This window comes from Aeromicrobium sp. Sec7.5 (genome assembly GCF_036867135.1).
Taxonomy (GTDB): Bacteria; Actinomycetota; Actinomycetes; order Propionibacteriales; family Nocardioidaceae; genus Aeromicrobium.
The window spans coordinates 2,371,416-2,384,469 of record NZ_JBAJIJ010000001.1; the positions used below are offsets into that span (position 1 = coordinate 2,371,416).

General features: G+C 71.2%; 12 protein-coding genes. All 12 read right to left on the bottom strand.

Annotated elements, in window-relative coordinates; translation table 11 throughout:
• Positions 1-63 precede the first annotated feature (63 nt).
• The 12 genes from V6S66_RS11920 to V6S66_RS11975 all read right to left on the bottom strand — a co-directional run bounded on the left by V6S66_RS11920 (position 64) and on the right by V6S66_RS11975 (position 13,050).
• A complete protein-coding gene (locus V6S66_RS11920; protein ID WP_334206958.1) occupies positions 64-1,350 on the bottom strand; it encodes a thymidine phosphorylase in 1,287 nt (428 codons plus the stop codon).
• Complete coding sequence (locus tag V6S66_RS11925) at positions 1,343-2,479, bottom strand: CPBP family intramembrane glutamic endopeptidase (RefSeq protein ID WP_334206959.1); 1,137 nt, start codon at positions 2,477-2,479, stop codon at positions 1,343-1,345. The genes V6S66_RS11920 and V6S66_RS11925 overlap by 8 nt, the downstream gene beginning before the upstream one ends.
• A gap of 2 nt (positions 2,480-2,481) precedes the next feature.
• Positions 2,482-3,669: a cytochrome P450 gene (locus V6S66_RS11930; RefSeq protein ID WP_334206960.1), complete on the bottom strand. Its 1,188-nt coding sequence runs from the start codon at positions 3,667-3,669 to the stop codon at positions 2,482-2,484.
• The gene (locus V6S66_RS11935; protein WP_334206961.1) at positions 3,666-4,151 is read right to left on the bottom strand and encodes a cytidine deaminase; all 486 of its coding nucleotides are present in this window, start codon (positions 4,149-4,151) and stop codon (positions 3,666-3,668) included. Before V6S66_RS11935 ends, V6S66_RS11930 begins: the two co-directional genes overlap by 4 nt.
• Positions 4,152-4,162: 11 nt before the next feature.
• Positions 4,163-5,413 carry an ABC transporter permease gene (locus V6S66_RS11940; protein ID WP_334206962.1) on the bottom strand — a complete coding sequence of 417 codons (1,251 nt, stop codon included), beginning with the start codon at positions 5,411-5,413 and terminating at the stop codon, positions 4,163-4,165.
• A complete protein-coding gene (locus V6S66_RS11945; RefSeq protein ID WP_334206963.1) occupies positions 5,410-6,519 on the bottom strand; it encodes an ABC transporter permease in 1,110 nt (369 codons plus the stop codon). The genes V6S66_RS11940 and V6S66_RS11945 overlap by 4 nt, the downstream gene beginning before the upstream one ends.
• Positions 6,516-8,018, bottom strand: a complete 1,503-nt coding sequence (locus V6S66_RS11950; protein WP_334207261.1) for an ABC transporter ATP-binding protein — start codon at positions 8,016-8,018, stop codon at positions 6,516-6,518. Before V6S66_RS11950 ends, V6S66_RS11945 begins: the two co-directional genes overlap by 4 nt.
• A 95-nt stretch (positions 8,019-8,113) precedes the next feature.
• Positions 8,114-9,193 carry a BMP family lipoprotein gene (locus V6S66_RS11955; RefSeq protein WP_334206964.1) on the bottom strand — a complete coding sequence of 360 codons (1,080 nt, stop codon included), beginning with the start codon at positions 9,191-9,193 and terminating at the stop codon, positions 8,114-8,116.
• A gap of 282 nt (positions 9,194-9,475) precedes the next feature.
• Positions 9,476-10,642, bottom strand: a complete 1,167-nt coding sequence (locus tag V6S66_RS11960; RefSeq protein ID WP_334206965.1) for an amidohydrolase — start codon at positions 10,640-10,642, stop codon at positions 9,476-9,478.
• A gap of 158 nt (positions 10,643-10,800) precedes the next feature.
• Positions 10,801-12,129, bottom strand: coding sequence for an MFS transporter (locus V6S66_RS11965; protein ID WP_334206966.1), 1,329 nt, complete (start codon positions 12,127-12,129; stop codon positions 10,801-10,803).
• Positions 12,126-12,536, bottom strand: a complete 411-nt coding sequence (locus tag V6S66_RS11970) for a MarR family winged helix-turn-helix transcriptional regulator (RefSeq protein ID WP_334206967.1) — start codon at positions 12,534-12,536, stop codon at positions 12,126-12,128. Before V6S66_RS11970 ends, V6S66_RS11965 begins: the two co-directional genes overlap by 4 nt.
• A gap of 88 nt (positions 12,537-12,624) precedes the next feature.
• Positions 12,625-13,050, bottom strand: a complete 426-nt coding sequence (locus V6S66_RS11975; protein WP_334206968.1) for an SRPBCC family protein — start codon at positions 13,048-13,050, stop codon at positions 12,625-12,627.
• Positions 13,051-13,054: the final 4 nt, after the last annotated feature.

Below are 13,054 nucleotides of genomic sequence, written 5' to 3' on the forward strand. Positions count from 1 at the left end.
CCTCGACCCTAACCGAGTCGCCGTGCGGCAGAGGTCACACCCACTCGGCGCGCGGGTCGACGCTCAGTCGACCCGGTCCAGCACGACCGAGGCCGGCAGGTCAGGTGCGTCCGAGCCGATCTCGAACGCGCCCTCCAGGGCGGCCTCGGCCCGGGCAAACCGCTCCGGGGTGTCGGTGTGCAGCTCCAGGAGCGGCTGCCCCGCCCGCACGACGTCGCCCGGCTTGGCGTGCAGGACGACTCCGGCGGCGGCCTGGACCTGCTCGCCCGGGCGTGACCGGCCAGCGCCGAGACGCCAGGCGGCCACACCGACGGCGAGCGCGTCGAGGCGGGTCAGCACCCCGTCGGACGGTGCCGTGACGACCTGCGTCTCCTTCGGCGTGGGCAACGGGGCGTCGGGGTCGCCGCCCTGGGCCGCGATCATGCGCCGCCAGACGTCCATCGCCCGGCCGTCGGCCAGGGCCTCGGCCGGGTCGACGTCGGGGCGGCCCGCGCCGGCGACCATCTCGCGGGCCAGCGCGATCGTCAGGTCGACGACGTCGCGCGGACCACCACCGGCCAGCACCTCGACCGACTCCGCGATCTCGACCGCGTTGCCCGCCGTGAGGCCCAGCGGCGTCGACATGTCGGTGAGCAGGGCGACGGTCGTGACCCCGGCATCGGTGCCGAGCGCCACCATGGTCTCGGCCAGCTCCCGCGCCTGCTCGTGCCGCTTCATGAAGGCCCCCGAGCCGACCTTGACGTCGAGCACGAGCGATCCGGTGCCTTCGGCGATCTTCTTGCTCATGATCGAGCTCGCGATGAGCGGGATCGCCTCGACCGTGCCGGTCACGTCGCGCAGGGCGTAGAGCTTCTTGTCCGCGGGCGCCAGCCCGGCCCCCGCCGCGCAGACCACCGCGCCGACGTCCTCGAGCTGCGCCATGATCTCGGCGTTCGACAGGTCGGCCCGCCAGCCCGGGATCGCCTCGAGCTTGTCGAGCGTGCCGCCCGTGTGGCCCAGACCTCGACCGGAGAGCTGGGGCACAGCGACGCCGCACGCCGCGACGAGGGGGGCCAGCGGCAGGGTGATCTTGTCGCCGACCCCGCCCGTGGAGTGCTTGTCGGACGTCGGGCGGCTGAGCGTGGAGAAGTCCATCCGCTCCCCCGAGGCGATCATCGCCGCCGTCCAGCGGCTGATCTCGTCGCGGTCCATGCCGTTCAGGAGGATCGCCATCGCGAGCGCCGACATCTGCTCGGGCGCCACGACGCCCCGCGTGAACGCATCCACGACCCAGTCGATCTGCGCATGGCTCAGTCGATGCTGGTCCCGCTTCGCGGCGATGATCTCGACGGCGTCGAACGGTTCAGTCATGAGTGGCTCCTGGGGGTGGAGGGGGCACGGGCGGGAGCGCGGGCGCTGCGCCGAAGGGATCCTGCGGCGGGTGGGGGTACGGGTACGGAGCCTGCGGCGGATAGCCGTACGGCTGGGCCGGATGGCCGTACGGCTGCACCGGATAGCCGTACGGCTGCACCGGATAGCCGTACGGCTGGGGCAGGTACGGGTAGGGCCAGGGCGGCCCCCACATCGGTGGCGGTGGCGGTGGCTTCGGCGGCAGCGGGGCTCGCGTGCGCTGCAGACCCTCGGCGCGTGCCATGAGCTCCACGAGCAGCACGAAGACCACCGAGGTCAGCAGGGTCGGGAGCACGTCGACGGGGCCGTACTCCTCGGTCGTGACGAGAAGGACGTTGAACCCCTCCAGCGTGAACAGCACGAGGTTGTTGGCCACGTGCGCGGCGATCGCCGCCTCCAGCCCGCCCGTGCGGATCACCAGGTAGGACGCCATGAGCGCGAAGATCGTGACGTCGACCAGTCCCCAGAACTCGTACAGGTGGCCGGCCACGAAGAGCGGCGTGCTGACGAGGACCGGAATGATCGCGAACCGGGTCCACGAGCCGACCAGCTGGAAGAGGTACCCCCGGAAGACGTACTCCTCCGCCGTGGCCTGGAACGGCACGAGCAGCAGCGCGATCAGGACGTAGAGCAGGGCCTGGTCGTCCAGGCTCGGCCCGGTCACGTCGCCGCCGAGACCGAGCGCGAGGCTGCCGACGATCACGGCCCCGTAGAGGGCGAACGCCACGGCGGTCACCCGCGCCAGCCAGCCCCAGCGCAGTCGCCCCTGCACCGACGACAGGTAGCCCACGGGCCGTGGACCCGTGGCGAGCACGCTCAGGAGCACCGCCGGCAGCAGCAGGGCGATGGAGGCGAGCATGACGGCTAGCACCCACGGCGAGGAGGTCGTCCCCGCGACGAGCTCGTCGAGCCAGCGGTCGAAGGTGCCGGGGTCGTCCCGCGCGGTGACCAGGAGCACGACCACCAGCCCGACGCCCAGGACGGACGAGACGATGACGTAGCCCATCGTGCCGATCAACCCGGCGACCGGCAGCTTCCACCACTCGTGGTCGGGGTGCTCCCGGGCGAGCCGGTGGTACGGGGTGGCCACCGTCAGCCCGTCACGGACAGGTCGCACACGAGGCTCTCGTAGCCGCGCAGGACCCACGTCGGTCGTCGCGGCGCTGCCGTCACCTCGATCTCGCCGAAGCGGTCGAGCAGGGTCCGGAGGCTGATCTGCAGCTCGAGGCGCGCCAGCGGCGCCCCGAGGCAGAAGTGCAGGCCCATGCCGAAGCCGACGTGCGGATTGGGGTCACGGGCGACGTCGAAGCCGTCGGCGTCGTCGAAGGCCCCCGCGTCGCGGTTCGCCGACCCCATCAGGCAGGCCACGACCTGGCCCGCGCGCACCGGGGTGCCCATGACCTCGACGTCGGCGGTGGCCGTGCGCTCGAACAGCTGGAGCGGGGCGTCGAAGCGGATGAGCTCCTCGAGCGCCGTGGCGACGTCGACCTCGCCGGACCGCACGCGGCGCTCCTGCTCGGGATGCCCGAGGAGCGCCACGAGTCCGTTGCCGAAGGTGTTGACCGATGCCTCGTGACCGGCGTTGAGCAGCAGCACCACGGTGGCGACCAGCTCGTCGTCGGAGAGCTTGGCGTCGCCCGCGTCGCGGGCCGCGATGAGGTCGGTCACGAGATCGTCGCCCGGGTGCGAGCGGCGGTGCTCGACGATGTCGCGCACGTACGCGGCGAAGTCGGTGCTCGCCCGCACGGCCGCGGCGCGGGTGGCCTGGTCGACGTCCGACTCGTACATGTGCACGATCGCCTGCGACCAGTCGCGCAGCAGCACGTGGTCGACCCGCGGGAAGCCCAGGAGGTCGGCGATCACGAACACCGGGAAGGGCTCGGCGAAGTCGGCCAGGAGGTCGCTGCCGGGCACGAGCCGGGCCACCATCTCGCTCGCGAGCGACTCGATGCCCGGACGCAGGCGCTCGACGTGGCCCCGGCCGAACGCGCCCTGGAGCAGACGGCGCATCCGGGTGTGCTCGGGCGGCTCGTTCTCCATCAGCTGGTTGCGGTGCAGCGTGTTGAACGGCTCCATGACGTCGGCCGGCTCGTGGTCGGTCCAGAGCCGGCCGAACGACCGGTCCCGCAGCACGCGGGTCACGGCGGCATGGGTCGTGGCGAGCCACCGGCCCGACGGCTCGTGCCACAGCAGGTCGCCGGTGGCCCGCAGCTCGGCCAACGCGGGGTACGGGTCGGCGACGAACGCGGGATCGGTCAGGTCGAGGTGACTCGTGGTCACGCCGGCCCGTCTTCCGCATCAGCGTCGTCCGCAGCAGCAGGGTCGTCGTCGGCCGGGGCTCCCCCAGTCGCCGCCAGGTCGGTCGCGTCGAACGCGTCCGGCAGCACCTCGCGCATGGTCCGGATGCCGGAGGCGGTCTGCAGCTGCAGGTCCGGACCGCCGTTCTCCCACAGGAGCTGGCGGCAGCGCCCGCACGGCATGAGCGGTCGGCCCTGCGCATCCACGCAGGCCACCGCGATCAGGCGTCCGCCACCCGTGGCGTGCAGGGCCGAGACCATGCCGCACTCGGCGCACAGGGCGACCCCGTAGGCCGCGTTCTCGACGTTGCAGCCGAGCACGACCCGACCGTCGTCGACGAGACCGGCCACGCCGACCTTGTAGTTCGAGTAGGGCGCGTAGGCGCGGCCCATGACCTCCGTGGCGTAGCGCGTGAGCGAGGCCCAGTCGATGGGGTCGTCGGCGCCCTTGATGCCCAGCGACATCGCCGGCGCCACTAGCCCGCCCCTCCGCGCCTGTACTGCTGCCCGTCGGCCGCAGGCATGCGGAGCCGTTGCGAGAACACCGCGAGCACGAACAGCGTCACGACGTACGGCGTCATGCCCGTGAAGGACGTGTTGACCGAGTCGGAGCTGAAGTACCAGAGGAACGCGCCGAGGGAGAGGCCCGCCATGACCGCTGCCGTGATCTTCTCCGCGGCCCGCAGCTTGAGCACCGCGAAGGCGGCCAGACCGATCGCCACGAGCAGCAGCAAGGCGTGCACGAGCACACCGCTGTTGGAAAGCAGCGAGATGCCGTCGGTGTAGCCGAACATCAGCGATCCGGTCAGCACGCCGCTGGGACGCCAGTTGCCGAAGATCATGGCGGCCAGGCCGATGTAGCCGCGGCCCCCGGTCTGGCCGACCGTGAACGACGACGAGGCGACCATCGCCAGGTAGGCGCCGCCGAGACCGGCGAAGGCGCCCGAGATGAGCACGGCGACGTACTTGTAGCGGTACACGTTGATACCGAGGGTCTCCGCCGCCTGGGGGTTCTCCCCGCACGAGCGCAGGCGCAGGCCGAACGCCGTGCGCCACAGCACCCACGCGGTCACCCCGACGAGGACGAACGTCAGCACGGTGAGCAGCGAGAGGCGGGTCGTGACGCCCGCGATGGCCCCGGCGATGTCGGAGACGACGAACCAGTTCCGGTCGGCGAGCGAGCGCGCCCCGTCAGCGACGAGGGGCACCGTGAACTCCGGGGGCGTCGAGTAGCCCGAGAGGTTGCGGGGACCTCCCCCCTCGAGGTCGTCGAACGTCGTCTTCGCGAGGAAGCCGATCGCGCCGAGCCCCACGATGTTGATCGCGACGCCCGAGATGATGTGGTCGACGCCGAACGACACCGTGGCGATCGCGTGCAGCAGGCCCCCGATCAGGCCCATGAACGCGGCACCGAGGACGCCCGCGAGCGGACCGTAGTGGTACGCGAAGAAGGCTGCGCCCCACGTGCCGAGCAGCATCTGGCCCTCCAGGCCGATGTTGACGATGCCGGCGCGCTCGGCCCACAGGCCGCCGAGGCCCGCGAGCAGGATGGGGCACGCGCCGATGATGGCCGCGCGGAGCGTGCCGGGGGCCGTGATGCGGTCGGCGCCGGTGTAGAGCCGCACCGTCGAGATGACGACGATGACCGCGAGGGCGGCGAGCCACCACGTGTACCGGAAGGTGCGCGCCCGGGCGACCTCGGCGCTGAACGACTGCTGCGTGCTCATGACGTGACCTCCGCCCGCTCGGCCTCGAGCTGTCGGGAGACCCGCTCGGCCTCGGTCGTGGCACGGCGGCGGCCGACGACCTCGTACGCCACCACGACCGCGAGCACCGTGATGCCCTGGGTGATGTCGATGACGTCCTTCGCGATGCCCGCGGACTGCAGGTTGTTCGACTGCCCGGACAGGAAGGCGAACAGCGCGGCGGCGAAGAAGATGCCGAGGGTCCGGTTGCGACCCAGCAGCGCGACCGCGAGGCCGAGGAAGCCGAGGCCGGCCTGGAAGTTCTCGGGCGTGCCGAAGGTGTGGACCGAGCCGAAGTAGGCCGGCATCCAGACCAGGCCCGCGACGGCTCCCGACAACGCCATCGTGATCAGCGTCATCCGCTTGACGTTCACGCCGCCGGCGAGCGCCGCGGTGGCCGACTCGCCGGTGACCCGCAGCTCGAAACCGAACCGGGTGCGCGCGATGAGGAACCAGTACCCGATGCCCAGGATCAGGGCGAGGCTCGACAGCGCCCACACGTCACCCGGGGCGTCGGCGAAGATCTTGAAGCCGAGCGGCTGCGCGTCGAGGGGCAGACGCTCGGTCGTGAAGGTGTAGCCGCTGGCCTGGCCGTAGTTCGTGACGAGATAGCCGGCCATCGTCAGCGCGATGTAGTTGAGCATGATCGCGCTGATCACCTCGCTGACGCCGCGGAACACCTTGAGCAGGCCGGCGATCGAGGCGAAGGCCGCACCCGCGGCCGCAGCCACGACGAGGGTCGCCAGGATGTTGAGCGGGCCGGCCACGAGGCCGCTGCCGGCGAAGAACGCCCCGGCGCAGGAGCCGACGATGTACTGGCCCTCGACGCCGATGTTGAACAGGCCCATCCGGAACCCGATCGCGGCCGCGATGCCCGAGATCGAGAGCATCGCCGACTGGTTGATGATCGTGAGCAGGACGCGATCGTTCGGCACCGAGAAGATCACCTGCAGGAAGTCGCCGGGCGAGCCTCCGAAGGCGGCGATCAGGACGCTCGTCGCCAGCATCGCGGCGAGCACCGCCACGAGGGGCGGGAGCAGGCCCGCGACGACCGAGTCGAGGACGCGTCGGAGCTGGAGGCGCCTCATGCTGCGTTCCCTCCGGTCATGGCTTGGCCGAGGTCGCTCGCGGTGACCGAGGACGGATCGAAGCGGGCCGTCAGGCGACCCCGCAGGATGACCTCGAGCCGGTCGGACAGGCCGATCAGCTCGTCGAGGTCGGCGGAGACCAGGAGCACGCCGAGCCCCTCTCGTCGGGCAGCACGGATGTGGTCCCAGATCGCGGCCTGGGCGCCGACGTCGACACCGCGGGTCGGGTGGGAGGCGACCAGCAGCCGCGGGTCACCGCTCATCTCACGGCCCACGATGAACTTCTGCTGGTTGCCGCCGGACAGCGCCCGGGCGGACGTGTCGACACCCGGGGTGCGGACGTCGAACTCGTCGATGATGCGCTGGGCGTCGGCCCGCGCACCCTTGCGGCTGACGAGGCCTCGCCTGACCGCCGGCGCGGACGTCTGGTGCCCCAGGACGCGGTTCTCCCAGAGCGGGTAGTCGAGCACCAGGCCGTGACGGTGGCGGTCCTCCGGCACGAAGCCGACGCCGAGGCCACGCACGGCGCGGGTGCTCAGCCGCGTGATGTCGTCGTCGCCCAGGTGGATCGAGCCGGCGCGTGCACGCACCATGCCCATCACGACCTCGACGAGCTCGGACTGGCCGTTGCCCTCGACGCCCGCGATACCGACGACCTCGCCGGCGTGGACCGTGAGCGAGATGTCGTGCAGCAGCTCGCGCCCGGTGTCGTCGGCGACCGAGACCGCGTCGAGGCGGAGCACGGGACGGTCGGTCACGGTGGACGCCGAGGGCGCGGGCGACGCCAGCTCCGCACCGACCATGAGCTCGGCGAGCTCACGCTTCGTCGCGGTCTGCGGGTCCGCGGTGCCGACCGTCGTGCCACGGCGCATGACTGTGATGTCGTCGGCGATCTGGCGGACCTCGTCGAGCTTGTGGGAGATGAACAGGACCGAGCAGCCCTGGGTCACGAGCTCGCGGAGGTTCGCGAACAGCGCGTCGACCTCCTGCGGCACCAGCACGGCCGTGGGCTCGTCGAGGATGATCAGGCGGGCGCCGCGGTACAGGACCTTGAGGATCTCGACGCGCTGGCGGTCGGCCACCCCGAGCTTCTCGACGAGGGTGTCCGGATCGAGACCGAACCCGAAGCGCTCGGAGATCGCCCGGATCTCACCCTTGGCGCCCTCGCCGATGCCGTGCAGCTTCTCGGCGCCCAGGACGATGTTCTCGGCGACCGTGAGGTTGTCGGCCAGCATGAAGTGCTGGAACACCATGCCGATGCCGGCCGCGATCGCATCGGTCGGCGAGGTGAAGGAGACCGGCGATCCGTCGACGACGATCTCTCCGTCGTCGGGGGGCTGCACGCCGTAGAGGATCTTCATCAGCGTGGACTTGCCTGCGCCGTTCTCGCCGATCAGTGCGTGAACGCGGGCGGGGCGGATGCGCAGGGACACGTCGTGGTTCGCCACGACCCCGGGGAATCGTTTGCCGATCCCGCGAGCCTCGACGTCGATGGTCATCACGCGATCATCCTCTCCCAGGTCTGGATGGAACACATGAGTGATGGGTCCGGGGCGTCCCCGGACCCATCACTCATGATCGGTCGACGACCGACTTACGGCTCGGTCGGGACCTCGATGTCACCGGCGATGATCTGCGCCTTGTAGTCCTCGAGGGCCGCGATCGTCTCGGGGGTCAGGAAGCCGCCCGAGGTCGAGTAGCCGACACCCTCGTCAGCCAGGGTGAACGTCGTGAAGCCCTGGTCCGGCTCACCGTCGACGACCGACTCGATGAAGCCGAACGTGGCCGTGTCGACCCGCTTGAGCATCGAGGTGATGATGCGCTGCGCCTGCTCCGGACCCGCGGTCAGGAACTGGTCGGAGTCGACACCGATCGCGAGCTTGTTGGCCGCGACGGCCGCGTCGAACACGCCCGTGCCCGAGAAGCCGGCGGCGTGGAACACGATGTCGGCACCGTCGCCGTACTGGCCCTCGGCTGCGGCCTGTCCACCGGCCGGATCACCGAAGCCCGCAGGATCGGACTCCTCGATGTAGGTCGTGAGGATCTCGATGTCGGGGTTGACCGCCTCGGCACCTGCGGCGTAGCCCGCCTCGAACTTCTGGATCAGGGTGTTGTTGACACCGCCGACGAAGCCGATCGTGCCGGTCTGCGACTGCAGGGCAGCTGCGGCGCCGACCAGGTACGAGCCCTCGTTCTCGGCGAAGCCCAGGTACGCCACGTTGCAGTTGACGTCGTCCTCGGTCGGGTCGAAGCCGTCGATGACGGCGAAGGCGACGTTCGGGTAGTCGGGTGCGACCGTGTCGACGGCCTCGCTGTAGGCGAAGCCCACGCCGACGATGACGTTGTGGCCGCTGTCGGCGAACGTGCGCAGGCGCTCCTCGCGGATGTCCTCGGACTCGTCCTGCCCCGCCTCACCCTCGGTGACCTCGGTGATGCCGAACTCGGCGACGGCCTGGGTCAGGCCGGCGTAGGCCGAGTCGTTGAAGGACTGGTCGCCGCGTCCGCCGACGTCGTACGCCAGGCCGACCTGCGGGTCACCCTCGATCTGGACGGTCTCGCACTCCTCCGCAGCGGCGTCGGAGTCGTTGTCGTTGTCGTCGGCTGCGGTTCCGCACGCGGTCAGGATCAGACCGCACGTCGCCAGGGCGACGCCGTACGTCGAGAGTCGGCGCACTGTTCCTCCTCAGATCTTCGGCTCGACCTTCTGCCGGCCTGCGCCAGACTCTAGGTCGGTGCGGGCCCGCCCGGAAGCGAAGTGGGAAGCCGTAACCGTTTTGTCACCGGGGCCCGTCGGGCCGGCTCGACCCGTGGATCCACGGGCGGCGAGCGCGTAGCCGCCCCTTGAGGTGCGACGAGGAACGAGGAGCCTCGAAAGGGGGTACTGAACCGACCGTGGCTTCGAGGCTCGTCGCCAGGGCTCCTCACACCTCAGCCGGCGGGGTCGGGGCCAGCGGCCTCAGCTGAGCGCAGCGGCGGCGAGCACCCGTGCCCCGATGGCGATGGCGCGCTCGTCGACGCGCAGGTTGCCCTGGTGCAGGTCGTACGTGGGGCCGTCGGGCGTGCGGGTGCCGAGGCGGCCCATGGCGCCCGGAACGGCCTCGACGTACCAGGCGAAGTCCTCGCCGCCGAGGCTCTGCGAGGTCGTGGCGACGCCACTCGGCCCGATGACGTCGGTGACGGCGCGGCGCATGGCCTGGGTCGCCTCGAAGTCGTTGACGACGGGCGGCACGCCGCGCACGTAGAGCACGTCGGCGCTGACGCCGAAGGGCTCGATGATGTCGGCGATCAGGCCGCGCACGAGGTGCTCGGCCTGGTGCCAGGCGTTGGCGTCGAGCATGCGGAGGGTGCCCGCGAGCTCACCCGTGGCGGGGATGACGTTGGCGGCCTGCCCCGCCGAGATTTGGCCCCACACCATCGAGACCCCGGCCCGGGGGTCGAACCGCCGCGAGAGCACCGCGGGGAGCTGCGTCACGAGGCTGCCCAGCGCGTACGTGAGGTCCTCGGTGAGGTGGGGACGCGAGGTGTGGCCGCCGCGCCCGCTCAGCGTGACCTGGATGCGGTCGGACGCGCCCGTGATGGGTCCTTCGCGCAGGCCGACCTGGCCGACGTCGAGCGAGGGGTCGCAGTGCAGCGCGAAGATCCGCGAGACCCCCTTGAGCACGCCCTGGGACAGGAGCCGCAGCGCGCCGCCGGGCATGACCTCCTCGGCGGGCTGGAAGATGAAGCGCACGCGGACCGGCAGCGGGGCGACGCGATGCGCCTCGGCCAGGGAGATCGCGGCACCGACGAGCGACGAGACGTGCACGTCGTGGCCGCACGCGTGGGCCACGTTCGGCACCAGCGACCGCCAGGTGTCCTGGGTCGTGTCGGGGATCGGAAGGGCGTCGAGGTCGCCCCGCAGCGCGACGATCGGGCCCTCCTCGCGGCCGACCTCGGCCACGAGCCCGGTGCCGGGCAGCAGGTCGTAGGAGATGCCGTGCTTGTCCATCCACCGCGCGACGAGGTCGGTCGTGCGCTCCTCCTCCCACGACAGCTCGGGGTGGGCGTGGACGTCGCGTCGCAGCTCGATGAGATCGGGGGTGATCTCGTCGACCACGCGGGTCACGACGTCGAGGGAGGCCATCGGGTCAGGATACGCGCGCGACCCGGTTGCGCGCGTCCCTCACCCGCCGACCGGGACGCTCGCGAGGGAGCTCGGGTGGGCGCAGGAGCGACTTCGGTGGCGCTGTGGACCAACAAAGTCTCTCGTGACCACCAACAAAGTCTCTCGCGAGCGGAACGTCAGGCGAGGTCCAGCGGCTCGTGCGGCGTGGGGACCGGGCGGCGGTTCCGACGACGACGGCGGCGGGCCAGGGCGTCCCGGATGGGGGCGTCCTGCCGCATGAACCAGACCGCCGAGAGGGTGACCCCGATCCCCACCCCGAGACCGCTCGCGGCGAGCGCCCAGCGGGCGCCGAAGGCCTCACCCAGCCAGCCGATCAGCGGGGCTCCGAGCGGCACGCTGCCGAGGAACACCATGAGGTAGAGCGAGGCGACGCGACCACGCATCGCCGGGTCGGTCGACATCTGGATCAGGGCGTTGGCCGTGGTGACCGCCGTCAGCACCGACAGCCCCACGAGCGGCAGCACCGCGGCGTAGGTGACGTACGTGGGCATGACCGCCGAGAGCATCTGCACCGCGGAGAACGCGAGCGCCGCCCCGACGATGAACCGCAGCCGCGGCGACTCCCGGCGGGCGGCCAGCAGTGCGCCGGCGAGCGAGCCGGTGGCCATGATCGACCCCAGCAGCCCGAACTCCCCCGCCCCCTTGCCGAACTCCTCGGTCGCCATGAGCGCCGTGGTCACCGCGAAGTTCATCCCGAACGAGCCCATGAAGAAGACGCACGCGAAGAGCAGCACGAGGTCGGGCCGGGACCGCACGTAGCGGACGCCGGCCCGCACGGCGCCACGGCGATCACCCGTCAGCGGCGCGGGGTGCAGGGTCGAGGGGTCCATGAGCTGCAGGGCCAGCAGCACGAACCCGTAGCTCAGCGCGTTCGCCAGGATGACCCAGCCGGTCGCGAAGACGCCTGAGCCGAGAGCGGCGATCAGGACGCCCGCGAGGGCCGGTCCGACGAGCCGGCCGGAGTTGAACGAGGCCGAGTTCAACGACACCGCGTTGCTGAGGTGCTCCTGTCCGACCATCTCCGCCACGAACGACTGCCGTGCCGGGGCCTCGAGGGCCCGGGCCGCCCCGAACAGGGTCGTGAGGACGTAGACCTGCCAGACCTGCACCACGCCGGCGATGGCCAGCGCGCCGAGCAACGCCGAGGGCAGCGCCATGCCGACCTGGAGCCACCGCAGCAGGGTGCGCTTCGGCACCCGGTCGGCCAGCACGCCGGCGACCGGCGACAGCAGGAGCGACGGCAGGAGCTGCAGGGCGATCGTCAGGCCCAGCGCGGCGCCACTGCCGGTGAGCTCGAGCACGAGCCAGGCCTGCGCGGTGCTCTGCAGCCAGGTGCCCACGTTCGAGAGCAGCCCGCCGGTCGCGTAGATGCGGTAGTTCCGGACCTCCAGCGAGGCGAACGTCCCCGTCCTGGGCGCGGTCGACGCGGTGTGCGTCCGACTCACGACTCGGCCAGGCGCGTCAGGATCTGCGCTGCCTCCGCCAGGACCTCGCGGTCGTGGGCGTCCATCTCCTGCAGGCGCAGGTACAGCCACGCGTCACGCCGCTCGCGCTCCTCGGCGAGCACCTTCGTGCCGAGGTCGGACACGCTGACCACGACCTGGCGACCGTCATCGGGATGAGCGGACTTGTCGACCAGACCGAGCTCGACGAGTCCCCCGAGCGTGCGGGTGATGGAGGGCGGACTGACCTTCTCGCGGGCCGCGAGGGCACCCGGGGTCACGGGTCCGGCGACCGTCATCGCGCCGAGCACCGAGAGCTGCGTCGGCGTGAGCTCGGAGTGTCGCTCCTGACGCAGCCGACGGTTCAGCCGGGCCACGGCGATCGCGATCTCCTGAGCAGTGGCGGGCATGTCGTGAGCCTAGTTCATTAACCAAGCGAAACATCTTGCGCCCCCGACGTTTCACCCCACACCGACCGGGCGCTGACCGCCGCGGGAGTCAGGCCAGGGCGCGCTGGATCTGCTCGATCGTCTCGTCGGCGAGCTTCTCGACCGGACGGCGCAAGGCAATCCCCGCGATCCAGCCCCACGAGCGCGGGAAGTCGAACACCGCGCGGTAGTGGATCATGGTCCGCTCGCCGTCGCGCGTGAAGCTCAGGTGGTCCGTGGCGACGGTCTTGCCGTTCACGCCGCGGCACACGAAGTGCGTGGGCCGATCGTGCGCGATCGTCTCGTACTCGAGCTCGACGCTGCGGCCCATGAAGGTCGAGACGTTGCGGTAGCGGGTCCCGAGCCCCCCGTCACCGGAGAGCCGCGTCGTCTCGACGGTTCCCGGGTCCCACGACTCGGTGTTCTCGAAGTCCGCGAGGAAGTCGAAGACCTCCTCGACCGGGCGGTCCACCACGAAGCTGCGCTCGACGTCCATGAGG

Bases quoted from the DNA above. Each gene is read 5' to 3' on its own strand.
- V6S66_RS11920 (WP_334206958.1), bottom strand. From the start codon at position 1,350: ATGACTGAACCGTTCGACGCCGTCGAGATCATCGCCGCGAAGCGGGAC.
- V6S66_RS11935 (WP_334206961.1), bottom strand. From the start codon at position 4,151: ATGTCGCTGGGCATCAAGGGCGCCGACGACCCCATCGACTGGGCCTCG.
- V6S66_RS11940 (WP_334206962.1), bottom strand. From the start codon at position 5,413: ATGAGCACGCAGCAGTCGTTCAGCGCCGAGGTCGCCCGGGCGCGCACC.
- V6S66_RS11945 (WP_334206963.1), bottom strand. From the start codon at position 6,519: ATGAGGCGCCTCCAGCTCCGACGCGTCCTCGACTCGGTCGTCGCGGGC.
- V6S66_RS11950 (WP_334207261.1), bottom strand. From the start codon at position 8,018: ATGACCATCGACGTCGAGGCTCGCGGGATCGGCAAACGATTCCCCGGG.
- V6S66_RS11960 (WP_334206965.1), bottom strand. From the start codon at position 10,642: ATGGCCTCCCTCGACGTCGTGACCCGCGTGGTCGACGAGATCACCCCC.
- V6S66_RS11970 (WP_334206967.1), bottom strand. From the start codon at position 12,536: ATGCCCGCCACTGCTCAGGAGATCGCGATCGCCGTGGCCCGGCTGAAC.
- V6S66_RS11975 (WP_334206968.1), bottom strand. From the start codon at position 13,050: ATGGACGTCGAGCGCAGCTTCGTGGTGGACCGCCCGGTCGAGGAGGTC.